This is a genomic window from Enterobacter sp. HG048 (assembly GCF_024702055.1).
GTDB classification, from domain to species: Bacteria; Pseudomonadota; Gammaproteobacteria; order Enterobacterales; family Enterobacteriaceae; genus Enterobacter; species Enterobacter dykesii.
Window position 1 is genome coordinate 21,548 of record NZ_JANLIZ010000017.1, and the last position, 23,848, is coordinate 45,395.

Here is a 23,848-nt window from a genome sequence, read left to right on the forward strand (position 1 = left end):
ATTAATGTTCCTTGCAATAGTGAGCAAAAGGTATACCCATAATATCCATAGACTTTTTCCATACCATTTCACCATCCGTGAATGAAATGTTTTTTACGCCAAAACGCGTAAAATCCTTTTCGCTGTACGTCGACAGACCTGTGTCTGGATCACCAATATTTTCTTTTTGCCCGCAAAGTGGCATCATCCATGACACATTTATATCTTTGTAGAATTCTTTATCCGTTTTTCTTAATTCTGAGAAAATGCGATCTGTTATTGTTGTGTCTGTATTGATTTCTCCGTTAACCGTAGTTGTTAACTTATTGTCATCAGAATTAGGCGACCCATGGAAGCCAATAATGGAACCATAGTTGATGATTTTATTTTTTGCCGCTGGGAAAAGATAGTTAGCACACGAAGAAAGGCATAATCGCCTCACCTCAATGTTAATTTCTTTATCATGAATAACTTGTGCTATTTTGATTGCAGTTTCGACATCGCCGCCACCACTGTTTATCGATATCGTTCTGACAGGGATAAGGTTTTTTCTGATAAGCCCCACAATGATTTTATCATCATCTTTGGATATGTTACCGTCGATATATAACGTATCAAAAACGAGGTGGGTTGAAAGTTTTGGTTCAAGCCCTTGCTTCACAATCAGTTGGCTAGAGAGTTGATATAAAATATCTCTGCTGGCTTTTTTAAATCGGTAGGCATTGTATGAATACATAGCGAAAGCGCAGAGTAAAGCTATTAAAACGGCACTGAGGACGTATCCCTTTTTAATCTTCACGAAAGTGCAGCTCCATGTGTAAAGTAATGTAAACCTACCATTATAAAAAAGAAGATAAATAGAGTATTTGTATAAAAATGTAAATTTAAGTAAAGTAAGCTTGTTGCGATTTCGAGCAAAGCCGCGCGAAATGGGATTGCCATGGCAAAAATGGGGGAATATGTGATGAGAAAAAATTATACGGAAGCGTTTTTCGATAATTTTTTTGCAGAATGAACTAAAACCTATATCCTCGCAAAGTCGAACTTAAATAAAACTTATCCCTGCCTATCGCCCGAAAGCCAATATCATCTTCCTGGCTAAATTTTTGTTCTTCATACTGCTCCCTCTAAGCTGATTCTCGTGCATAGCCAAACTTTATCTTTCCCGCTACAGTTACCTCTCCACGGCGAGCAGGAGATAAACATGCTTTATATCTTTGATTTAGGAAACGTCATCGTCGATATCGATTTTAATCGCGTGTTGGGTGCATGGAGCGATTTTAGCCGCGTGCCGCTGGCGACCTTAAAGCAGAATTTCGCGATGGGCGAGACTTTCCACCAGCATGAACGCGGCGAAATCAGCGATGAAGAGTTCGCTGAACGTTTCTGCCAGGAGATGGGCCTTTCGTTAAGCTATGAACAGTTTTCCCACGGCTGGCAGGCGGTATTTGTGGCGGTTCGCCCTGAGGTGATCGACATCATGCACAAACTGCGCGAGCAGGGGCATCGGGTCGTTGTGCTATCAAATACCAACCGTCTGCACACCACGTTCTGGCCTGAAGAATACCCTGAAGTTAAGGCGGCGGCGGATAAGATCTACCTCTCGCAGGAGATGGGGATGCGTAAGCCTGAAGCGCGAATTTATCAGGCTGTTCTGCAGTCAGAAGGATTCACCGCGGCCGATGCGGTCTTTTTCGATGACAACGCCGATAATATAGAGGGAGCTAACCAGTTGGGTATTACGTCAATTCTGGTGACCGGAAAAGAGACGATACCTGACTACTTTGCGAAGCAGCTATGCTAAAAACCGTTCATCAAAAAGCCACGCATCATACTCGTCCGCTGCGGGCCTGGCTGAAACTGCTCTGGCACCGGATTGATGAGGACAATATGACCACGCTGGCGGGTAACCTCGCCTACGTGTCGTTGCTCTCATTGGTACCGCTGGTGGCGGTCATCTTTGCCCTGTTTTCCGCGTTTCCGATGTTTGCGGACGTCAGCCTGCAGCTTCGCCATTTTGTCTTCGCGAATTTCATTCCTGCAACCGGGGATGTCATCCAGAACTATATTGAGCAGTTTGTCGCCAACTCCAGCAAGATGACAGCAGTGGGTGCCTGCGGCCTCATCGTCACGGCGCTGCTTTTGATGTATTCCATCGACAGTGCCCTCAACACCATCTGGCGAAGCAAAAAAATCCGTCCTAAGGTTTACTCCTTTGCCGTGTACTGGATGATTTTGACCCTCGGTCCACTGCTGGCGGGGGCTAGCCTGGCGATCAGTTCCTATCTTCTTTCTCTGCGCTGGGCGAGCGATTTAAACGGCGTGATTGATAATGTGCTTCGCATTTTTCCGCTGATCCTGTCATGGCTCTCGTTCTGGCTGCTCTATAGCGTGGTGCCGACCACGCGCGTGCCTAACCGTGATGCGGTTGTGGGGGCGCTGGTGGCGGCGTTGCTTTTTGAGCTCGGTAAAAAAGGGTTTGCCCTCTACATCACCATGTTTCCGTCCTATCAGCTGATTTACGGCGTGCTGGCGGTGATCCCCATTTTGTTTGTCTGGGTCTACTGGACCTGGTGTATCGTCTTGCTTGGTGCGGAAATAACTGTCACTCTCGGCGTATACCGCGAACTCAAAAAAGCAGCAGAAGCTGAAAAACAACAAGAAGCAGACCAACCATGATTGCATTGATACAGCGCGTAACCCGTGCCAGCGTCACCGTGGAGGGAGAGGTGACGGGTGAAATTGGCCCAGGACTTTTAGTGTTGTTGGGTGTCGAAAAGGATGATGACGAACAAAAAGCCAACCGCTTGTGTGAGCGCGTGCTGGGCTACCGTATTTTCAGCGATGCGGAAGGCAAGATGAACCTGAACGTCCAGCAGGCGGGCGGCAGCGTGCTGGTGGTTTCCCAGTTTACGCTGGCAGCGGATACCGAGCGCGGCATGCGTCCGAGCTTCTCCAAAGGTGCCGCGCCGGATCGTGCAGAAGCACTTTACGAGTACTTTGTTGAGCGTTGTCGCCAGCAGGAAATGAATACGCAAACCGGACGATTCGCTGCAGATATGCAGGTATCGCTGGTGAACGATGGCCCCGTTACATTCTGGCTCCAGGTATGAGCCAACTGGCGGCGTGGCCGCGGGTAACCAGAGAGAGTACAGCTATGTATCACCTTCGAGTACCGCAAACGGAAGAAGAGTTAGAGGTCTACTACCATTTCCGCTGGGAAATGCTGCGCAAGCCATTACATCAGCCAAAAGGGTCTGAACGCGACGCCTGGGACGCGATGGCGCACCATCAAATGGTGGTGGATGAAGAGGGTAACCTCGTCGCCGTTGGGCGACTGTATATCAATGCCGACAATGAAGCCTCTATTCGCTTTATGGCGGTTCACCCGTCAGTGCAGGATAAAGGGCTCGGCACCCTGATGGCGATGACGCTGGAGTCCGTCGCCCGTCAGGAAGGCGTTAAGCGCGTCACCTGTAGCGCCCGTGAAGACGCCGTCGAGTTCTTTGCCAAGCTCGGTTTTGTTAACCAGGGCGAAATTACCGCCCCGCAGACCACGCCGATTCGCCACTTTTTGATGATCAAACCCATTGCCACGCTGGATGACATTCTGCATCGTGCGGACTGGTGCGGTCAGCTGCAGCAGGCGTGGTATGAGCACATTCCGCTCAGTGAAAAAATGGGCGTGCGCATTCAGCAGTACACCGGGCAGAAATTCATTACCACCATGCCGGAAACCGGCAACCAAAATCCACATCACACCCTGTTTGCAGGCAGCCTGTTCTCACTGGCTACGCTCACTGGCTGGGGGCTGATCTGGCTCATGCTGCGCGAGCGTCACCTGGGCGGCACCATTATTCTTGCTGATGCACATATTCGCTACAGCGCCCCCATCAGCGGCAAGCCGAGCGCGGTGGCCGATCTCGGTGCACTGGGTGGCGATCTTGACCGTCTGGCGCGAGGCCGCAAAGCGCGCGTACAGATGCAGGTTGAGCTGTTTGGCGATGAAACGGCGGGCGCGGTGTTTGAAGGCACCTATATCGTTCTGCCTGCAAAGCCGTACGGTGCGTACGAAGAGGGCGGAAACGAGGAGGAGTAGCGGTCGTCTGGAAAGCGGCTCGCAAAATCGCCCGCCATTTTCTAAATTCTGGCTACCGCTCAGAGCAGAAGTTGCCCGTTGATCTCACGCAATACGAAAGACTTTTCGGGCATTGCCGGGTCGTTTCACCTTACCAGCTGTAGGCCGGGCAAGCTTGCGCCGCCCGGCACTCTCACAGGAGATTACTCCCCTTCACCCGGGAACAGGAACGGGTTGATCGAGCTGCGGGCAAAGCCCTCCTGCTCCATCTTCGCGTCCAGAATCAGCGAGGCGAGATCGTCTGCCACGGCTTCGACTTTCGGGTCTTTTTCCTGATACAGAATCTTCAGGTAAGTGCCGCAGTCGCCGCAGCTTTCGGCTTTCACTGCCGCTTCTTCATTTTCCAGCGACCAGTAGTTCAGATCGCGGGTCTGCTCGCAGTTGCTGCACTTGATGCGCACCACGTGCCACTCGGTTTCACACAGGTTGCAGTGCAGGTAGCGCAGCCCCTGAGTCGTGCCGATTTGCACCATGCTGGAGACCGGCATGGAGCCGCAGACCGGGCAGAACTGGCGCGCCTCGCCGTATTCGGCGCGGGCTTTGCCGGGGATCAGGCTTGCCATTTGCGCCCAGTAGAGCGACAGCGCAGCCCAGATAAACGGCGCTTTATCGCTGCTCACCAGCGAGAAGTCGGAGGCAAACAGCGCGCTCGCCATCTCTTCCAGTTCCAGGTCAGAGGCTTTTTCCAGATTCTCAATGACCGCCAGCGCGGTGCCGCTCATCTCTGGCTTCAGCTCTGCAATGAGCGAATGCAGCAGCTTTTGCCAGTGCTTGTCGCGCGGCAGGACGTGAATGTCCAGCGGCGGCTTGCCCTGCGCGTTGGCTTCTTTGATGCGCGCGGTCAGATCCATTTGCAGCGGGTGGTCGTACAGCACCACTTCCTGCGCGTGGGCAACCAGTGCGGCAAAGCGCAGAAAATCGCCCAGCGGGTTGTTCTCTGCCAGCTCGCGCAGACGCTCTGCGCGGCGGTTGTAGAGGTTCTTGAGTCTGGGGAATAACAACGGCGGAATATAATCCGCCGTGCGTTTCTCGCTCGACCCCAGCTCATCTTGCGGGATTATGCGAATACTCATTCAGATGACTTTTCCTGTTTCTGGCGGACTTCACGGTACCAGCGCGGGTGATGTTTCTTCGCCCACGTGCTGGTTACCCATCCTTCCACCATCGCGGTAATGGTGCCTTTCACCCAAAGGGCGGCGTAGATATGCACCATGATAACCACAATTAACGCCACTGCGGCAAATGAATGCAGCATCAGCGCGAATCGGATCACCGGGATTGAGAAAGCAGGCGCAAAGTACGGACGCCAGATGATCACGCCGCTCACCAGCAACAGGACCAGGAAGATAATCGCCGCCCAGAATACGCATTTCTGGCCGAAGTTATAACGCCCGGTATCACCCACTTCCTCGTTGACGACGATCTTACGAATATTCTTCGCCCAAAAGATATCATCCCGATTGATTAGGTTATGGTGCCAGTAGCGGAAAAACATGATGATGAACGACGCGAACATGATGACGCCCACAAACGGGTGCAGGATGCGCGCCAGCTGTGGTGTCCCCATGATCTGCATCAGCCAGTTGAAGGACGGGAAGAAGAACCCCAGCCCGCTTATCGCCGCCAGCATGAAGCAGAAGGCGGTGACCCAGTGGTTGATGCGTTCCGGCGCGGTGTAGCGCACGATGGTGTCACGTTTTCTCATTTGCGCACCTCGTCTTTCTCTTCATGCAGGTTGTCGTCTTCCTCTTCCGCGCGGTTCGGACCGACGCCGACGTAGTGGAAGATGCTCGCTGCGAAGGTGGCAGCAAAACCGACCGCTGCCAGCGGTTTCCAGATACCTTTCCAGAACTTCACGGTGGCGCTGATTTCAGGGTTCTCCGGCAGACCGTGATACAGATTCGGCTTGTCGGCGTGGTGCAGCACGTACATCACGTGCGTACCGCCAACCCCGGCCGGATCGTACAGGCCCGCGTTGTCGTAACCACGGGTTTTCAGCTCGCCCACGCGCTCTGCTGCCAGCGTTTTCATATCCTCTTTGGAGCCAAAGTGGATTGCGCCGGTTGGGCAGGTCTTCACGCACGCTGGCTCCTGGCCGACGGTGACGCGGTCAACGCACAGCGTGCATTTGTAGACGCGGTTGTCTTCCGGGTTCAGGCGCGGTACGTCGAACGGGCAGCCCGCGATGCAGTAGCCGCAGCCGATGCACTGTTCGGACTGGAAGTCGACGATGCCGTTGGCATACTGAATGATAGCCCCTTCTGACGGACACGCCTTCAGGCAGCCCGGATCCGCACAGTGCATACAGCCATCTTTGCGGATAAGCCATTCCAGCTTGTCGTTCTGCTCAACTTCCGAGAAACGCATCACCGTCCATGACTTGGCGGTCAGGTCCGCCGGGTTGTCGTACACCCCGACGTTGTGACCCACTTCGTCACGCAGGTCGTTCCACTCAGAACAGGCCACCTGGCAGGCTTTACAGCCGATACAGGTGGTCACGTCGATAAGCTTCGCCACTTCCTGCTGGTGGTCCCGCGCCTGAGGCGCGGGCGTGAAACCGTTAGTCGCGGAACGACGGATAATGTCTTGAGATTGATAAGCCATAAGTCGTCTCCGTTACACCTTTTCCACGTTCACGAGGAAGGCCTTAAACTCCGGCGTCTGCGTGTTCGCATCGCCGACGAACGGCGTCAGGGTATTCGCAATGAACCCTTTCTTCGCCACGCCCTCATAGCCCCAGTGGATCGGAATACCGATGGTATCCACCTGCTGACCGTGAACGTTCAGCGTGCGAATACGCTTGGTCACCACCGCCTTGGCCTTGATATAACCACGGTTAGAGGAGACCTTCACGGTATCGCCATGGGCAATGCCGAGCTTGCCCGCCAGCTTCTCGCCGATCTCCACAAACTGTTCCGGCTGCGCGATGGCGTTAAGCAGCGCGTGCTTGGTCCAGTAGTGGAAATGCTCGGTCAGACGGTAGGTGGTGCCCACGTACGGGAACTTGTCCTTTTTACCCAGCGCTTCGAAATCGCCCTTGAAGATACGGGCTGCCGGGTTAGAGACCACGTTCGGGTGCAGCGGGTTGGTACCCAGCGGCGTCTCAAACGGCTCGTAGTGTTCCGGGAACGGACCTTCCGCCATCTTATCGATAGCAAACAGACGCCCCATCCCTTCAGGCTGCATGATAAACGGCCCAACGTCGCTGCCCGGTGCGGCAGTGCTGTAGTCCGGAATATCCACGCCGCCCCATTTCGCGCCGTCCCACTTCAGAAGCTGACGCTTCGGATCCCACGGGTTGCCCTGCGGGTCAGCGGATGCGCGGTTATAGAGGATGCGGCGGTTGAGCGGCCATGCCCATGCCCAGCCCAGCGTATTGCCCAGGCCCGACGGGTCGGCGTTATCGCGGTTGGCCATCTGGTTGCCCTTCGGCGTCCAGCTACCGGCAAAGATCCAGCAGCCGCTGGAGGTAGTGCCGTCATCGCGCAGGTGTGCGAAGGTGCTGAGCTGATCGCCTTTCTTCGCCAGCACGGTACCGGTAGCCGGATCGATAACGTCCGCCAGCGCCTTACCGTTGCTCTCCATCGCCACTTCTTCCGGCGCTGGATTTTCCGGCGTCGAGTAGTTCCAGGTCATGTTCAGCACCGGCTCAGGGTTCGCGCCGCCTTCTTCCGCATACATCTTACGCAGGCGTAAGAAGATGCCGGCCAGGATCTCGCCGTCGTTCATGGCGATGCCCGGGGCGTCCGCGCCTTTCCAGTGCCACTGCAGCCAGCGTCCGGAGTTGACGATAGAACCGTTCTCTTCCGCGAAGCAGGTCGACGGCAGACGGAACACTTCGGTCTGAATCTTCGACGGATCGACGTCGTTCGATTCACCGTGGTTCTGCCAGAAGGTCGAGGTCTCGGTATTGAGCGGGTCAATCGTCACCAGGAACTTCAGTTTCGACAGCGACTCAACAACCTTGTTCTTGTTCGGGAACGAGGCCACCGGGTTAAAGCCCTGGCACAGATAGCCGTTCACTTTGCCCTGGTGCATCATCTCGAAATACTGCAGAACGTCGTAACCTTTGTCCCACTTCGGCAGCCAGTCAAAGCCCCAGCTGTTTTCCGCCGTCGCTTTATCACCGAAGAAGGCTTTCATCATCGAGACGAAGAACTTCGGATAGTTGCCCCAGTAGTTGACCTGGCCTTCGAGCAGCGGTTTAGGCGTGCTGGCCGTCAGGTAGGTTTGCAGGTCGGTCTGTTTCTCGCTCGGCAGGGTCATGTACCCCGGCAGGCTTTGAGACAGCAGACCGAGGTCGGTCAGACCCTGAATGTTGGAGTGACCGCGCAGGGCATTCACGCCGCCGCCTGCCATCCCCATGTTGCCGAGCAGGAGCTGAACCATCGCCATGGTACGGATGTTCTGCGCACCGATGGAGTGCTGCGTCCAGCCGAGGGCATACAGGAACGACGCGGTTTTGTCTTTCGCGCTGGTTTCGGCGATAAGCTCGCATACCTTCAGGAAGTCTGCCTTCGGCGTACCGCAGATGTTTTCAACCACCTCCGGCGTGTAGCGGGAAACGTGCTCTTTCAGCAGGTTCCACACGCAGCGCGGGTGTTGCAGAGTGGTATCGCGCTTCGCAAAGCCTTTCTCGTCCAGCTCGTAGTTCCAGCTGGTTTTGTCGTATTTGCGTTTTTCGGCGTCGTAACCGCTGAACAGGCCATCTTCGAAGTGGTAATCCTCACGCACGATCAGGCTGGCGTTGGTATAAGCTTCGGTGTATTCGCGGTTATATTTTTCGTTGGTCATCAGGTACAGCAATACGCCTGACAGGAAAGTGATGTCAGTACCTGAACGAATAGGGGTGTAGAAATCCGCCACTGACGCAGTTCGCGTAAAGCGGGGATCGATCACAATCAGTTTCGCACCGTTGTGGATTTTGGCTTCCATCGCCCAGCGGAACCCGACAGGGTGCGCTTCAGCGGCGTTACCGCCCATCACCACAATGAGGTTGGCGTTTTTGATGTCGACCCAGTGATTGGTCATCGCACCGCGACCAAATGTTGGAGCAAGACTTGCTACCGTTGGTCCGTGTCAGACACGCGCCTGGTTGTCGACCGCGAGCATACCGAGTGCACGCGTAAATTTCTGGGTTAAATAACCGGTTTCGTTGCTGGAAGCAGAGGCACACAGCATCCCGGTGGAGAGCCAGCGGTTGACCGTGACGCCGTCGGCGTTCTTCTCAACAAAGTTGGCATCGCGGTCTTCTTTAATGTGTTTTGCGATGCGGTCGAACGCTTCTTCCCAGCTAATTTGCTGCCATTTGTCGGAGCCAGGCGCGCGATATTCAGGGAATTTGAGGCGGCTTTCGGAGTGGATGAAGTCCACCAGACCGGCCCCTTTCGGGCACAATGCGCCGCGGTTGACCGGATGATCCGGGTCGCCTTCGATATGGAAAATAGACGCTTTGGCGTTTTTAGCACCGTCGCCGAGGCTATACATCAACAGCCCGCAACCGACAGAGCAGTACGTACAGGTATTACGGGTTTCACGGGTGCGCAGCAGTTTATACTGCCGCGTTTCCGCCAGCGCTACGCCGGGCGCAAAGCCCAGTGCCGCTGCCGTGGTGCCTGCCATACCGCCAGCGCAGATCTTAAAGAACTGCCTTCTGCTGACCTGCATGGGTCACTCCTTGTTTCGACATTGCTTACATATGTAGTTTTGACTTCGCGGCTGAAGAATGGCCGCAAAGGAAAAAAATTTGCGTTAATCCCTCATTTCCACGAGGGGTATCATCAGAATACCACAATGTCGGTACGCCTGTTCCAATGGCGTTAATACAAAGTGAACGTATTATCACCATGTTGATTATAAAGTGTGATATCGATCACACTAACAGCTCTGCATGTTAAAGCGGTGTAGCGGGCGTCAGGTTGCAGCCCTCCCAATTGAGTAGGAGAATGGTTGTCGAAAAGTTGATCCATACTATGCGTAAAGCCTGTACTTTATGATGCAATAGCAGGCTCACCTCCGTGGTTGTTCAGGAATACCGCTGTGTCTAAACAAAACCGTGCTCCCCACTCGTCACCACTGCCTGCGGGCATTGTGGAACTGTCGGTACACAGACCGCCCCACTTAACCCATGCCACGCCCGATTTTTTGGCGGAAGAGGTGCCCGTTGCGCTCGTTTACAACGGTATCTCGCACGTGGTGATGATGGCTTCACCGAAAGATCTCGAGCTGTTCGCCATCGGTTTTTCCCTGTCGGAAGGCATCATTGACCATCCGCATGAGATCTACGGCATGGACGTGGTGCAGGCTTGCAACGGCCTTGAAGTGCAAATCGAACTCTCCAGCCGCCGCTTTATGGGGTTGAAAGAGCGCCGCCGCGCGCTGGCCGGGCGTACCGGCTGCGGCGTCTGTGGCGTTGAGCAGCTCAATGATATTGGTAAACCCGTTGCGCCACTGCCGTTTAATCAGATCTTTGATCTGGCTCACCTCGACCATGCGCTCGAGCACCTGAACGATGTACAGCCCATCGGTCAGCTGAGCGGCTGCACGCACGCGGCGGCATGGGTGTTGCCGTCGGGCGATATTGCCGGTGGACACGAGGACGTTGGCCGCCACGTGGCGCTGGACAAGCTGCTCGGTCGCCGGGCGCGTGAAAGTGACGCGTGGAAGCAGGGGGCGGCACTCGTTTCCAGCCGCGCCAGCTATGAGATGGTGCAAAAATCCGCGATGTGCGGTGTGGAAATTCTGTTTGCGGTGTCGGCGGCGACCACGCTGGCAGTTGAGGTGGCGGAGCGCTGCAACCTGACGCTGGTGGGCTTCTGCAAGCCGGGAAGGGCGACCGTTTATACCCATCCTCAGCGGCTAATAGTTGATCAATAATTTTGAATGATAATAGCAAATCCTTCCGCTTTTAGTTGTTCGAGATGAGGTCTAGTATTTATCTCATCAAGGCACGGTGCCTTACCTAAACAACTTAATGAAAGGGTTTATATTATGAAAAGCATCAAAACTTTTGTCGCTGTAATCGCTCTGGCTACTTCTTTCGGTTCTTTCGCTGCTCAGACCGTGACCGCAACCGCGTCAACTATTGATGGCGCAGAAGCGAAAATCGCGGCTCAGGCTCAGGAAGCCGGCGCGTCATCTTACAAAATTACCCAGGCGTTCTCAGGTAACCGCGTACACATGACTGCTGAACTGACTAAATAAGCTGTCACACCGTCGAAAGAGCGCCCCCGGGGCGCTTTTTTAGTTTATGCCCGCCACGCGCAGCAGCGCGGTTACCACCGCCGCCGCCACGATCACTACAATTAACGGCATCTTCCGCCAGGCTAAAAACACCGCAAACGCCACGCCCAGCACGCGCGCCATGCCCGCGAAGTGGTCACCCTCATAAAACGTGGTCGCCAGCGCCACGGAGAACAGCAATACCGTTGCCGCATCTGACAGCAGCGCCTGTGAACGTTCTGACAATGCCAGCCTGCTGCCCAGTTTCGCCCCGCCAAGACGCATCAGATACGTTCCCGCAGACAAAATGGCGATACCGAGAATAAAAAACGTCATATTTCCCATTATTTTTTCCTCGCAGCAAGACCCAGTAAGGAAAGCAGCACCGGTAATCCCACCGGGGCAAACGGCACGGCGGCCAGTGACAGCGCGGCACCGCTGCAGGCGCGGATCAGCGTGGTGCGGTTTTTAAATGCGGGAACCACTAATGCCAGCAGTATCGCCGGGAATACTGCATCCAGCCCGATGGTCTCCGGGTCCGGCAGCAGCTTGCCGACCATGGCGCCCAGCAGGGCCCCCAGCGGCCAGACAATCGCCACGCCTAAACCACATAGCCAGTACGCCGCTTTGCGCTGTTCGGGCGTTTTTTGCGACAGGCCAAACACCACGCTTTCGTCATTCATGATGTGGCAGCCCAACAGGCTCAGACCACGTTTGCCGACCAGCTCACGCACCGTCACGCCAAACGGCACGTGCCGCGCGTTGACCAGTAATCCCGCCGCCGCGGCCGCCAGCGGGTTACCGCCGCTTGCTACAATGCCGATAAACATAAACTCTGACGCGCCCGCGAGTACGGTGATGGAGAGTACAAACGGTACCCAGACCGGGAAACCGTAGGCCATCGCCAGGGAGCCGTATGACATCCCGACCACGCCGACCGCGAGGCAGACCAGGATGATTGCTTTTATGGTGTCGCCTTTCAGGCAAGAGAGATGATGCTTCATACAATTTTAGCCATATCGAACGTGTATCCATTATAATGAACGCAACGAAACTGATTTTCAAGCCGAACGATTCGTTCGTTTTATAGAACAAGAGGCCGTTATATGACGCAGCCAATCAGCCTGATCGCAAAAAGTCTGGTGCGGGAACGCCTGCGAACCGGGCTTTCACTGGCGGAAATTGCCCGCCGTGCCGGGATCGCTAAATCCACCCTTTCCCAACTGGAGTCCGGCAACGGCAACCCTAGCCTGGAAACGCTGTGGTCGCTGTGCGTGGCGCTGGATATTCCTTTCGCCCGCTTGCTTGAGCCGCAGCTGCCGACCACGCAGGTGATCCGCCGTGGTGAAGGGACGAAAGTGGTTGCCGGACAGGCTAATTATGAAGCCATTTTGCTGGCGGCATGCCCTCCGGGCGCGCGCCGCGATGTCTATCTTCTGATGACCCAACCGGGCGCAGACCGTATTTCCCAGCCGCATCCGCCGGGCTCGGTTGAGCATATTATTGTGACGCAGGGGCGGGCGCTGGTCGGCCTGCTCGACGCGGCAGAAGAGCTCGGCGCAGGGGATTACATTTGTTATCCCGCCGACCAGCCGCATATCTTCAAGGCCCTGGAGCCAGACACTTACGCGCTGCTGGTGGCGGAACAAAACTAACGAAGATAAGGAAAATCATGTCGCTTAAAGCCATTGCCAAAGAACTGGGGCTCTCTGTTACCACCGTCAGCCGCGCCCTCAACGGATATGACGACGTTTCTGACGAGACGCGCGCTCGCGTTGAAGCGGAAGCCCAGCGACGCGGCTATCGGCCTAACACCTTCGCCCGCCGCCTGAAGATGGGCAAAATTGACGCCGTCGGGCTGGTGTTTCCCGTACATCCTGTTCCGCTCAATAACAGCGTATTTATGGACATGGTCGGCGAAATTAGCCATGAACTGGCGCGACATGAGATCGACTTATTGCTCATCGCCGACGACGATCTGGCGGATAAGCACAGCTATATGCGCATGGTGCAAAGCCGCCGCGTGGACGCGCTGATTGTGGCCCACACGCTGGATCGCGATCCGCGACTTGAGCAGCTGCAGGCGGCCGGATTCCCCTTTCTGGCGCTTGGGCGCAGCCAGCTGCCGCAGCCGTACGCATGGTTCGACTTCGACAACTATGCCGGTACGTACAATGCTACCCGATGGCTGATCGGGAAAGGCCATCAGCGCATTGCCCTACTGGGCGAAAGCAACAATCAGGCATTCATCACCCAGCGTCGTCAGGGCTATCTGGACGCGTTGCGGGAAGCCGGGCTTTCCAGCGAATGGCTGCGCGCGATGCCGCCTTCGCGCCGCGTGGGGTATGCCACCACGAAAGAACTGCTTGCCCTGCCGCAGCCGCCCACGGCCATCATCACCGACTGTAACACCCACGGCGACGGCGCGGCGATGGCGCTGGCGCAGCTGGGGCGTTTATCCGGCGACAACGCCGTCTCGCTGGTGGTCTATGACGGCCTGCCGCAGGACAGCATCGTCGATATTGACGTGGCGTCGGTGATCCAGTCCACCCGCCAGGGCGTCGGGAAACAGATTGCCGATATGGTGCGCCAGCTGATTAACGGCGACGATATTGAACAGCTTCAGGTGCTCTGGCAGCCCGAATTCTCTCCCGGCCAGACGGCCTGAATCTCTCCATTTTCTAAAGTCGATCACAAAACCGAAACGTTTTGGTTTGTATCCGAAACGTTTCGGATCAACACTCAGATCATCCCGATGACAGGAGATGTCTGATGCAAGATTCCGTTTTACGACTCGAAACCACGACGGTAGACGTGGTGATCAAAACCCATCCGTTCGCCGAAATTCTCTACTGGGGGCCGCACCTTCAGCACTTTTCTCAGCAGGATGTTGCTACGCTCGCACGTCCCGTTGCCAACGGCAGGCTTGACGTCGACTCCCCGGTCACGCTGATGGCCGAGCTGGGGCATGGCCTGTTTGGCTCGCCTGGCATTGAGGGGCATCGCCAGGGGCTGGACGGTTCCCCGGTGTTCAAAACCACGCAGGTGCAGCAGGGCGTTAACACCCTCACGATTACCGCCGAAGATGAATGCGCGGGACTGTGCCTGACCAGCGAGCTGGCGCTGGATGCCAGCGGCGTGCTGGTGGTTCGTCACGGTTTAACGAACCTGAAAGCGATCCCCTGGCAGGTGGACCGTTTTGCCGTCACGCTGCCGGTGGCCGAGCGCGCGCAGGAGGTAATGGCCTTCCACGGTCGCTGGATCAGGGAGTTTCAGCCGCACCGCGTAAAGCTTGAACATGACAGCTTCGTGATTGAAAACCGTCGGGGTAAAACCTCCCACGAGCACTTCCCGGCGCTGATTGCCGGTACGCCGTCGTTCAGCGAAATGCAGGGCGACGTCTGGGGCGTGCATCTGGGCTGGAGCGGTAATCACCGCCTGCGCGCGGAAGCGAAAACCGACGGTCGTCGCTATCTCCAGGCCGAAGCGCTCTACCTGCCGGGTGAAATGGTGGTTGAGGAGGGCGATACGCTCTGGACGCCGCGCCTGTATGCCAGCTACTCCACGCAGGGCCTGAACGGCATGAGCCAGCCGTTCCACCGCTACCTGCGCAATAACGTCATCCGCTTCCCGGAAAACAAACCGCGCCCGGTGCACCTCAATACCTGGGAAGGGATCTACTTCAACCACGATCCGGAGTACATCAAGCGCATGGCCGACGAGGCTGCCGCGCTGGGCGTGGAGCGCTTCATCATCGATGACGGCTGGTTCAAAGGCCGCAATGACGACCATGCCGCGCTGGGCGACTGGTATCTCGACGAGAAAAAATACCCGAATGGCCTGACGCCGGTGATCGACCACGTCAAACGGCTGGGCATGGAGTTTGGCATCTGGGTTGAGCCGGAGATGATCAACCCGGATTCAGATTTGTACCGCGCACATCCTGACTGGGTACTGGCGCTGCCGGGCTATCCCCAGGCGACCGGACGACACCAGCTGGTCCTCAATCTCAACATCCCTGAGGCCTTTGATTACCTGGTGGAGCGCATGAGCTGGCTGCTGGGCGAACATGCGGTCGACTACGTGAAGTGGGACATGAACCGCGAGCTGGTGCAGCCTGGACACAACGGTAAAGCCGCCGCCGACGCCCAGACCCGTCAGTTTTACCGCCTGCTGGACGTGCTGGGCGAGCGCTTCCCGCATATTGAGTTTGAATCCTGCTCCTCCGGCGGCGGTCGCATTGATTATGAGGTACTGACCCGCAGCCACCGCTTCTGGGCGTCCGACAACAACGACGCGCTGGAGCGCAGCACCATCCAGCGCGGCATGAGCTACTTCTTCCCGCCGGAGGTGATGGGCGCGCATATTGGTCATCATCAATGCCACGCCACCTTCCGCCAGCATAGCATCCAGTTTCGCGGGCTAACGGCCCTGTTTGGCCATATGGGGCTGGAGCTGGATCCGCTCACCGTGGACGAACAGGAGCGCGAAGGCTATCGCCATTACGCCGCGCTGCACAAGCAGTGGCGGGATGTCATTCATCACGGCACCCAGTGGCGAATTGATATGCCGGACGTCACAACGCTGGCGCAGGGGATTGTAAGCGAAGATAAGGCGCAGGGGCTGTTTATGGTCAGCCAGCTCGCGATGCCGGACTACAGCCTGATGATGCCGCTGCGCATGGCGGGGCTGGAGGCCAGCGCGCGGTACCGCGTCACGCTGCTCGATCACCCGAATATTCAGATTACGGGCGAGGGAGGGCACACCATGCGCAAGCTACCGGCATGGATGGAAACGCCGCAAACGGTGAGCGGCGAGTGGCTGATGCAGGCGGGCATTGCGCTGCCGATTCTGGATCCGGAAACCGCCATTCTGATTGGCGTTGAACGCGTGTAAGGGTGACGGGCCGGGCAGCCGGCCCTCCGTTGAGGATAAAAATAATGAACACAACAACCTGTACCCACAAAGACAACCCTAACTTCTGGATCTTTGGGCTGTTCTTCTTTCTCTACTTCTTCATCATGGCCACCTGCTTTCCGTTCCTGCCGATTTGGCTGTCGGACATCATCGGCCTGAATAAAACCCATACCGGGATTGTCTTCTCCTGCATCTCGCTGTCGGCTATCGCCTTCCAGCCGGTGCTTGGCGTGATCTCGGACAAGCTGGGGCTGAAAAAACACCTGCTGTGGATCATCTCCGTGCTGCTGTTCCTGTTTGCCCCTTTCTTCCTCTACGTCTTTGCGCCGTTGCTGAAAGCCAACATCTGGCTGGGCGCGCTGAGCGGTGGCCTGTATATCGGCTTTGTCTTTTCGGCGGGCTCGGGGGCAATTGAGGCCTACATTGAACGCGTGAGCCGTAACAGTTTCTTTGAATACGGTAAGGCGCGCATGTTTGGCTGCCTCGGCTGGGGGCTATGCGCCTCCACGGGCGGGATCCTGTTTGGCATCGATCCGTCATATGTTTTCTGGATGGGGTCTGCGGCGGCGCTGCTGTTGATGCTGTTGCTGGTGGTCGCGAAGCCAAAACCCAACCAGACGGCGCAGGTGATGAATGCGCTGGGTGCCAACCAGCCGCAGATCACTGCGAAAACGGTCTTTAGCCTGTTCCGTCAGCGCAGGATGTGGATGTTTATTCTGTACGTGATTGGCGTAGCCTGCGTCTACGACGTATTTGACCAGCAGTTTGCCACTTTCTTCAAAACGTTCTTCGCCACGCCGCAGGAAGGTACTCGCGCCTTTGGTTTCGCTACCACGGCGGGGGAAATCTGCAACGCGATCATCATGTTTTGTTCGCCGTGGATCATTAACCGCATCGGCGCGAAAAATACGCTGCTGATCGCTGGGGTGATTATGGCGACGCGCATTATCGGCTCATCGTTCGCCACCACAGCCGTGGAGGTGATTGCCCTCAAGATGCTGCACGCGCTGGAGGTGCCGTTCCTGCTGGTGGGGGCATTCAAGTACATCACCGGGGTGTTTGATACCCGACTGTCAGCGACTATCTATCTGATCGGCTTCCAGTTCGCCAAGCAGTCGGCGGCCATTTTCCTCTCCGCTTTTGCCGGGAATATGTATGACCGGATCGGCTTCCAGGAGACGTATCTGATGCTGGGCTGTTTCGTGCTGGCGATTACGGTAGTGTCGGCGTTTACGCTGAGCAGCAGGCAGGAGATAGCCGCTGCCGCGGGTGCGGCAGCGTTAACCGGTCAGTCCAGGTAAAACACCTCTTCCAGCCCGGTACTCACCGGGCTGTTGTCCGGGTTCGACGGCATTACATCACGCATGTGTTTCCACCAGCGCTGGCAGACGTCAGTACTCGCGACCGCGTTCCAGCGCTCCTCCGAATCAATCTCCACGGTGGCAAAGAGCAGGCTGCGTTCTCTGTCGAGATAGATGGCGTAGCGGTGCGCACCGTGGTCTTTCAGTACCGCTTCCAGCTCGGGCCAGATGGGGTTGTGGCGACGCGCGTACTCCTTATGCGCGTCCGGGTTAACCTGCATAACAAAGGCTTTGCGGATCATAATGCCTCCAGATACAGCTCGCGAACCTCGTTGCGGCTGGCGGTGCGCGGATTGCATGGCGCGCACGGGTCGGCGAGAGCTTTATCCAGCCAGCCTTCAATATCGGCTTTGGTCACGCCGAGCTGGCTGAAGCCGGAAGGGATGCCGACGCGAGCGCTCAGGTCGCGAATCGCCTGAATGGCGGACATGCTGGCGGCTTCATCGCTCATGCCGCTGGTTTCGACGCCCATCGCCTGCGCCACGCGGGCAAAACGCGCGATTGCGTTCGGGCGGTTAAAGCTTTCAACGATCGGCAGCAGGATGGCGTTGCACACGCCGTGCGGCAGGTTGTGCGTCGCGCCCGGCTGGTGCGCCAGGGCATGCACAAGGCCGAGACCCGCACTGTTAAACGCCATGCCCGCCAGATACTGACCAAACGCCATCTGCTCGCGCGCCTCAAGATTATGACCGTCTTCGACCGCTTCCGGCAGCCAGAGGTTGATCAGGCGGATTGCCTCCAGCGCGTTGGCATCGGTCAGCGGGTGCGCGCCAACGGACACGTAGGCTTCTATGGCGTGGGTTAACGCGTCCATCCCCGTTGCGGCGGTCACGGAGGCGGGAATATCCAGCATGACGCTGGCATCGTCCACGGCGATGTCCGGAATGATATTCGGATCGATGATCACCTCTTTCACCTGGCGCGCGGAGTCGATGATTACCGCGTTGCTGGTCATCTCCGCCGCCGTGCCTGCGGTGGTGTTGATCGCCACCAGCGGCACGCCCGCGTTTTTCACCTTGCCGACGCCGGCATAATCGGTGGAAGGACCGGGGTTGGCGGTGAGGATTTTAATCGCCTTGGCGGTATCAATTGGGCTGCCGCCGCCGAAGGCGATCACGTAATCACACTCCGCGTCCCGGTATGCCGCAAATCCTTTTTGCACCAGCGCTTCCGTCGGGTTCGGGAACACCTCGTCGAACAGGTGATACGACATCTGATGGGCGTCAAGCGCGGCAAAAAGGCTGTCGAGCAGGCCCAGCTTTACCAGCTGGCCGTCGGTGACAATCAGCGCTTTTCCCCACTGCTTGTTCGCCACCAGGTTAACCATATCGCCAATAGCGCCGGCGCCGTGAAGGCTGATTTTTGGAAGTGCCAACATAAAGCTCATGATAATTCTCCTTAACTATCGCCCGTACCGTCCGGTCAGCGAGGGTTTATGCATAGATTTCCAGCGCTGACCGTAGCGGGGTCACGCCGAAGCGCTTGCCGAGCGCAATAAGCTCTTCGCGGGTAATGGTCTGCTTCATTCCTCCCATGGAATAAACCTTCACCAGCACTTCAGCCGATTTCTCGGCGGTGTCGATCAGGCCGAAAGTTTCATCCAGCGTCGGACCGCTGCCGAACACGCCGTGGAACGGCCACAGCACCAGCGAATGTTTTTGCATATCTCTGGCGGTTGCCTGGCCAATTTCGTCGGTACCCGGCACCATCCACGGCAGAATGCCCACGCCATCCGGGAACACCACCAGACACTCGGTGCTGCCTTCCCACAGCTTGCGGGTGATGAAATCGGCGCTGTTTTCCAGCACATAGGTCAGGGCGATCAGGTTGGTGGCGTGGCAGTGCATGATCACGCGATCTTTGCCGTTAGTCGCCCTGATGCGCTCGCAGTGGGAGAGGAAGTGCGCCGGCAGTTCAGACGTGGGTACCGCCTCATCGGTCAGACCCCACAGAATGTGGTAGCCCGCGCCGTCGCTATCCACTTTCACCACGCCGAGGTTGGCCTGTGGATCAAGCTGAACGTTGCGGAAGAACTTGCCGGAACCGGTGACGATAAACGGCGTGTTGGCCAGCAGCGGCAAGGGCTGGCTCAGTGCAATATAGCGTGGCTTCTGGTGAAAATCCCCGGTGTAAGGCGCGATATCCGCGTCGTCCAGACGCAGCGTCAGGTTGCCGCCGTTGCGCTCGTCCCAGCCTTTCAGCCAGGCATCAGAGGTGGCTTTGATCATGCCCTGGACGAACCAGGAGTGGGTGATAGTCTGCATAGTCTTTATTTTCCAGTTATCGCGGTGAGGGCAAAATTACCCGCGCTTGCTCAACACGTTGTTCTCGTACGCGCGCACGTTTTCCAGCCACTGGCTGCCTGCCGGAGCGTCGTTACGCTGGCAGTACATCTCCCAAACGGCCTGCCACGGTAGGGATTTCTGCTCTTCCAGCAGCGCCAGGCGCGCGGTGTAGTCGCCGTTTTCTTCCAGCTTTTTCAGCACTGCGGTTGGCTCCAGCAGCGCGCGCAGCAGGGCTTTCTTCATATTGCGGGTGCCAATAACCCACGCCGCGATGCGGTTGATGGAGGCATCGAAGAAGTCGAGGCCAATGTGCACGCGGTCGAACAGGTCGTGACGGATAATTTCGCTGGCAATCGCCTGGGTTTCGTCATCCAGCAGCACCACGTGGTCGCTGTCCCAGCGCACCGGGCGGCTGACGTGCAGCAGCAGGCGCGGCACGTAGAGCATGGCGGCGGAGATTTTGTCGGAGATCGCCTCGGTCGGATGGAAGTGACCGGCGTCCAGGCACAGCGCGGTCTGGCGGCTGGTGGCGTACCCCATGTAGAACTCGTTCGAGCCGACGGTGTAGCTTTCGGCGCCAATGCCGAACAGCTTGCTCTCCACGGCGTCGATGTGGTGCGCCGGGTCCAGCTTCTCGCTGATGGCCTCATCCAGCGCGGCCAGCAGGCGCTGACGCGGGGCCAGGCGGTCGACGGTGATGTCTTTCATGCCGTCCGGGATCCAGATGTTCATTACTGACGGCGTGCCGAGCTGCTCGCCGAAATACGCCGAAACGCGGCGGCTGGCCTTCACGTGGTCGATCCAGAACTGGCGGATGTCGTCGTCCGCGTGCGCGAGGGTAAAACCGTCGGCGCTCAGCGGGTGCGAGAAGCAGGACGGGTTAAAGTCCAGACCAAGCTTGTTGGTTTTCGCCCACGCCACCCACTTTTTAAAGTGTTCCGGTTTGATCTCGTTACGCGCTACCGGTGCGTCGGACTCCAGATAAATCGCATGCAGGTTCAGACGTTTTGGCCCCGGGATCAGGCTCAGCGCCAGCTCCAGGTCGGCACGCAGTTCGGTGGCGTTGCGCGCTTTGCCCGGATAGTTACCCGTCGCCTGAATACCCCCCGTCAGAGAACCGCCCGGGTTCTCGAAGCCGGCGACGTCATCACCCTGCCAGCAGTGCATAGAGACGGGCAGACGGTCGAGCTGGCGCAGCGCCGTTTCGACATCCACGCCGACGGCGGCGAAACGCTGTTTAGCCAGCTCCCAGGCTTGTTCTAATTGAGTGGTCATGCGCAAAGCTCCTTAGTCAGTCGTTTTTGCTGAAACTGCGCCCGGTAGCGGGCTATTTCATGGCAGGGATTGGGGGTGAAGGTGGTCAGGCAGGTATTCGCGGTGACCACCGAACGGAATTCATCGACATCAGAAAGTTCGTCCAGGGTCATCAGCTGAATACCGATGTTGCCGAGCGTCGAAGCCTCCACCGGCCCCGCCACCACGGTGATGCCGCAGGCATCGGCGCAGATCTGGTTCAGCAGTTGGTTCTGGCAGCCTCCGCCCACGATATGCAACTGGCTGAACGGTGCGCCTCGCAGGTCGACCAGCTCGCTCAGTACATCCGCGTAGAGAAGGGCGAGGCTGTCAAAAATACAGCGCGCCAGCTCGGCAGGACGGGAAGGCACCGGCTGCCCGGCTTCGAAACAGGCGGACTGGATTTCGGCGCTCATATGCACCGGGTTAATAAAGCGGTCGTCGTTCGGGTTAATCAGGAACGTACAGGCCTTCAGCTTTTCGGTTTCTGCGATAAGCGCGGGCAGGTCGGTAATGTGCTGCTCTTTCAGCATTCGCTGGAGCAGCCACAGGCCCATGATGTTCTTCAGAACGCGGTAGCGCCCTTCGGCACCGCCTTCGTTAGTGATGTTGGCCGCCAACGCGGCGTCGCTGGTGTACGGCGTTTTGCTCTCAAAACCCATCAGCGACCAGGTGCCGGACGAGAGGTAGGCCGTGTCTCTACTGGCCAGCGGGGATGCAATTACTGCGCTGGCGGTATCGTGACTGGCGACGGCAACGACGGGGATTTCATTCCCCTGCGGGCAAATCCACCGACCTATCACATTTCCGGGGTGCGTTGGCGTGCCGAACCAGGAGGGCGAGGCGCCCGTCCAGGTCAGCAGGGTTTCATCCCAGCTATCGGTGTTGATGTTGACCAGCTGCGTGGTGGTGGCGTTGGTGTATTCCCAGTTCATGTTGCCGGTCAGCCGATAGCTTAAGTAGTCCGGAATGAGTAACGCGTGCGTCACCTTTTTGACCAGCTCCGGCTGCTGCTCAACCAGCGCGTGCAGCTGATACAGCGTGTTAAACGGCAGAAACTGAATACCGCTGCGGCCATAGATGTTGTCCATGCCAAGCTGTGCGATGGCGTGTGCCATCATCCCGTCGGTGCGACTGTCGCGATACGAGACGGGCAGGCCGACGCGTTCGCCGCGGCTGTCGAGCAGAACGTAGTCCACGCCCCAGGTATCGATGCCGATGCTGTCGATGCGAATGCCGTCATTGCAGACGTTGTTCAGCCCGGTGCGGATCTCCGCTTCCAGGGCATCAATATCCCAGGTATCAAAACCGTCCTGTTTTTGCAGGCAGTTGGCGAAACGGTGCATTTCGCGAAGCGTAAGCGTGCGCCGATCGCAGTCCCAGGTGGCGAGCATTACGCGGCCGCTGGATGCGCCTAAATCGACAGCCACACAATGGCGAAAAGTCATGGTCAGGTCCCTTCTTAAGTCATTGGTGCTGAGTGTAAAAAAGGGACGAAAAGACCACCTTCTCGTCACTGACAGCACGAATCTCGCGCTGGCAAGAAAGCAAAGATGATCGTGAGGAAGTTCACAATTTCCTGTTATGGCAGGGTTTTCGGGCAATGTGACGCTGACCGCATTTCCCGATTTTTCCGTCTGTTTCTTGAAAAACTGACGGCTTTTGCGCCGTTTACTGTCAAAAATTTAAGGTGAGTGCGGAAGGCCTTAATTACTATTCGAGAACTTTCCTCATTGGTGGGGGCCGTTATGACCGTATTGCACAGCGTCGATTTTTTCCCGTCGGGAACGTCTCCGGTTGCGATAGAGCCCCGGCTCCCGCAGGCTGCGTTTCCTGAACATCATCATGATTTTCATGAAATTGTGATTGTCGAGCATGGAACGGGTATTCATGTCTTCAACGGCCAGCCCTACACCATCAGCGGCGGTATGGTGTGCTTCGTGCGCGATCACGACAGGCATTTGTATGAACATACCGACAACCTGTGCCTGACCAACGTGCTCTATCGTTCGCCGGACGCGTTCCAGTTTCTGTCGGGGTTGAACAAGCTACTGCCTCAGGAGCAGGATGGACACTACCCGTCTCACTGGCGGGTCAATCAGTCCACGTTGCAGCAGGTGCGCCAGCTGGTGAATCAACTGGAGCAGAGCGAGGGCGAGCAGGAGACGTATGCTATTGCCTCCCGCGAGCTGCTGTTTATGCAGCTGCTGGTGCTGCTGCGTCGCAGCAGCCTTGTGGAAGGGCTGGAAAATAACGACGCGCGCCTGAACCATCTGATGGCCTGGCTGGAAGATCATTTCACCGAGGATGTCTGCTGGGAGACGCTGGCGGATGATTTTTCACTGTCCCTGCGCACCCTGCATCGCCAGCTTAAGCAGCACACCGGGCTGACGCCGCAGCGCTACCTTAACCGTCTGCGCCTGATCAAAGCGCGTCATCTTTTACGTCACACCGACGAAAGCGTCACGGATATTGCCTACTGCTGTGGTTTTGGCGACAGCAATCACTTTTCAACGCTGTTTCGCCGGGAATTTAGCTGGTCGCCGCGCGATATCCGTCAGGGAAAGGATGCTTCACTCCAGTAACGCGAATGCAATCACCGTTTTATTGCCGCAAAAAGGCTAATAATATCCGGTTATTCACCGTAGAGGTGG

General features: G+C 57.0%; 23 protein-coding genes. 11 read left to right on the forward strand and 12 right to left on the reverse strand.

The window, feature by feature from the left end; genetic code table 11:
- Position 1 precedes the first annotated feature (1 nt).
- Positions 2 to 778 (reverse strand): hypothetical protein, encoded by a 777-nt coding sequence (locus NUX24_RS17695; RefSeq protein WP_126330963.1) that lies wholly within the window; start codon positions 776 to 778, stop codon positions 2 to 4.
- A gap of 405 nt (positions 779 to 1,183) precedes the next feature.
- Between NUX24_RS17695 and yihX the strand changes: the two genes are divergently transcribed.
- The 4 genes from yihX to fabY are packed head-to-tail and all read left to right on the forward strand — an operon-like array spanning position 1,184 to position 4,078.
- The gene (gene yihX / locus NUX24_RS17700; protein WP_126330965.1) at positions 1,184 to 1,783 is read left to right on the forward strand and encodes a glucose-1-phosphatase; all 600 of its coding nucleotides are present in this window, start codon (positions 1,184 to 1,186) and stop codon (positions 1,781 to 1,783) included.
- A complete protein-coding gene (locus tag NUX24_RS17705) occupies positions 1,777 to 2,658 on the forward strand; it encodes a virulence factor BrkB family protein (RefSeq protein ID WP_126330967.1) in 882 nt (293 codons plus the stop codon). The genes yihX and NUX24_RS17705 overlap by 7 nt, the downstream gene beginning before the upstream one ends.
- Complete coding sequence (gene dtd / locus NUX24_RS17710) at positions 2,655 to 3,092, forward strand: D-aminoacyl-tRNA deacylase (RefSeq protein ID WP_008501836.1); 438 nt, start codon at positions 2,655 to 2,657, stop codon at positions 3,090 to 3,092. The genes NUX24_RS17705 and dtd overlap by 4 nt, the downstream gene beginning before the upstream one ends.
- Before the next feature lie 44 nt (positions 3,093 to 3,136).
- A complete protein-coding gene (fabY, locus tag NUX24_RS17715; protein WP_047652982.1) occupies positions 3,137 to 4,078 on the forward strand; it encodes a fatty acid biosynthesis protein FabY in 942 nt (313 codons plus the stop codon).
- A gap of 182 nt (positions 4,079 to 4,260) precedes the next feature.
- Here the strand turns inward: fabY and fdhE are convergent, their stop codons facing one another.
- The 4 genes from fdhE to fdnG are packed head-to-tail and all read right to left on the reverse strand — an operon-like array spanning position 4,261 to position 9,784.
- Positions 4,261 to 5,190, reverse strand: a complete 930-nt coding sequence (gene fdhE / locus NUX24_RS17720) for a formate dehydrogenase accessory protein FdhE (protein ID WP_010436850.1) — start codon at positions 5,188 to 5,190, stop codon at positions 4,261 to 4,263.
- A complete protein-coding gene (gene fdoI, locus NUX24_RS17725; protein WP_008501832.1) occupies positions 5,187 to 5,822 on the reverse strand; it encodes a formate dehydrogenase cytochrome b556 subunit in 636 nt (211 codons plus the stop codon). Before fdoI ends, fdhE begins: the two co-directional genes overlap by 4 nt.
- Positions 5,819 to 6,721: a formate dehydrogenase subunit beta gene (gene fdxH, locus NUX24_RS17730; RefSeq protein WP_008501831.1), complete on the reverse strand. Its 903-nt coding sequence runs from the start codon at positions 6,719 to 6,721 to the stop codon at positions 5,819 to 5,821. The genes fdoI and fdxH overlap by 4 nt, the downstream gene beginning before the upstream one ends.
- Positions 6,722 to 6,733: 12 nt before the next feature.
- Positions 6,734 to 9,784, reverse strand: coding sequence for a formate dehydrogenase-N subunit alpha (gene fdnG / locus NUX24_RS17735; protein ID WP_126330977.1), 3,051 nt, complete (start codon positions 9,782 to 9,784; stop codon positions 6,734 to 6,736).
- Positions 9,785 to 10,156: 372 nt separating this feature from the next.
- Between fdnG and fdhD the strand changes: the two genes are divergently transcribed.
- Positions 10,157 to 10,993 carry a formate dehydrogenase accessory sulfurtransferase FdhD gene (gene fdhD, locus NUX24_RS17740; RefSeq protein WP_214577546.1) on the forward strand — a complete coding sequence of 279 codons (837 nt, stop codon included), beginning with the start codon at positions 10,157 to 10,159 and terminating at the stop codon, positions 10,991 to 10,993.
- 114 nt (positions 10,994 to 11,107) lie between these two features.
- Complete coding sequence (locus tag NUX24_RS17745) at positions 11,108 to 11,320, forward strand: DUF1471 domain-containing protein (protein ID WP_023309747.1); 213 nt, start codon at positions 11,108 to 11,110, stop codon at positions 11,318 to 11,320.
- A gap of 39 nt (positions 11,321 to 11,359) precedes the next feature.
- Here NUX24_RS17745 and NUX24_RS17750 read toward each other — a convergent pair whose 3' ends face one another.
- On the reverse strand, positions 11,360 to 11,683 hold the full coding sequence (locus tag NUX24_RS17750) for an AzlD domain-containing protein (protein ID WP_033146957.1): 324 nt from the start codon (positions 11,681 to 11,683) through the stop codon (positions 11,360 to 11,362).
- The gene (locus NUX24_RS17755) at positions 11,683 to 12,342 is read right to left on the reverse strand and encodes an AzlC family ABC transporter permease (RefSeq protein ID WP_023309745.1); all 660 of its coding nucleotides are present in this window, start codon (positions 12,340 to 12,342) and stop codon (positions 11,683 to 11,685) included. Before NUX24_RS17755 ends, NUX24_RS17750 begins: the two co-directional genes overlap by 1 nt.
- Before the next feature lie 102 nt (positions 12,343 to 12,444).
- Here NUX24_RS17755 and NUX24_RS17760 point away from each other — a divergent pair, with 102 nt between their 5' ends.
- From NUX24_RS17760 to NUX24_RS17775, 4 genes are all read left to right on the forward strand, one after another.
- A complete protein-coding gene (locus tag NUX24_RS17760; protein WP_023309744.1) occupies positions 12,445 to 12,993 on the forward strand; it encodes a helix-turn-helix domain-containing protein in 549 nt (182 codons plus the stop codon).
- A 17-nt stretch (positions 12,994 to 13,010) separates the two neighbouring features.
- The gene (locus NUX24_RS17765; protein WP_047652986.1) at positions 13,011 to 14,006 is read left to right on the forward strand and encodes a LacI family DNA-binding transcriptional regulator; all 996 of its coding nucleotides are present in this window, start codon (positions 13,011 to 13,013) and stop codon (positions 14,004 to 14,006) included.
- Positions 14,007 to 14,110: 104 nt separating this feature from the next.
- A complete protein-coding gene (locus NUX24_RS17770; RefSeq protein ID WP_257833167.1) occupies positions 14,111 to 16,234 on the forward strand; it encodes an alpha-galactosidase in 2,124 nt (707 codons plus the stop codon).
- Positions 16,235 to 16,278: 44 nt separating this feature from the next.
- Positions 16,279 to 17,556 carry an MFS transporter gene (locus tag NUX24_RS17775; RefSeq protein ID WP_023309741.1) on the forward strand — a complete coding sequence of 426 codons (1,278 nt, stop codon included), beginning with the start codon at positions 16,279 to 16,281 and terminating at the stop codon, positions 17,554 to 17,556.
- Here the strand turns inward: NUX24_RS17775 and rhaM are convergent.
- Genes rhaM through rhaB form a run of 5 tightly spaced genes read right to left on the reverse strand, consistent with a single transcriptional unit; the run spans position 17,544 to position 22,642 of the window.
- Positions 17,544 to 17,858 (reverse strand): L-rhamnose mutarotase, encoded by a 315-nt coding sequence (rhaM, locus tag NUX24_RS17780; protein WP_047652989.1) that lies wholly within the window; start codon positions 17,856 to 17,858, stop codon positions 17,544 to 17,546. The two genes, NUX24_RS17775 and rhaM, sit on opposite strands and share 13 nt — an antisense overlap.
- Entirely contained in the window at positions 17,855 to 19,003 is a 1,149-nt protein-coding gene (gene fucO, locus NUX24_RS17785; protein WP_257833169.1) for a lactaldehyde reductase, read from the reverse strand. Before fucO ends, rhaM begins: the two co-directional genes overlap by 4 nt.
- A 46-nt stretch (positions 19,004 to 19,049) precedes the next feature.
- A complete protein-coding gene (gene rhaD / locus NUX24_RS17790; RefSeq protein ID WP_257833171.1) occupies positions 19,050 to 19,880 on the reverse strand; it encodes a rhamnulose-1-phosphate aldolase in 831 nt (276 codons plus the stop codon).
- A 36-nt stretch (positions 19,881 to 19,916) separates the two neighbouring features.
- Positions 19,917 to 21,176 carry an L-rhamnose isomerase gene (rhaA, locus tag NUX24_RS17795; protein ID WP_257833173.1) on the reverse strand — a complete coding sequence of 420 codons (1,260 nt, stop codon included), beginning with the start codon at positions 21,174 to 21,176 and terminating at the stop codon, positions 19,917 to 19,919.
- Entirely contained in the window at positions 21,173 to 22,642 is a 1,470-nt protein-coding gene (rhaB, locus tag NUX24_RS17800) for a rhamnulokinase (protein WP_257833175.1), read from the reverse strand. Before rhaB ends, rhaA begins: the two co-directional genes overlap by 4 nt.
- A gap of 300 nt (positions 22,643 to 22,942) precedes the next feature.
- On the opposite strand from rhaB, the gene rhaS reads away from it, so the two are divergent.
- The gene (gene rhaS, locus NUX24_RS17805) at positions 22,943 to 23,779 is read left to right on the forward strand and encodes an HTH-type transcriptional activator RhaS (protein WP_257833177.1); all 837 of its coding nucleotides are present in this window, start codon (positions 22,943 to 22,945) and stop codon (positions 23,777 to 23,779) included.
- The last annotated feature ends 69 nt before the right edge of the window (positions 23,780 to 23,848 follow it).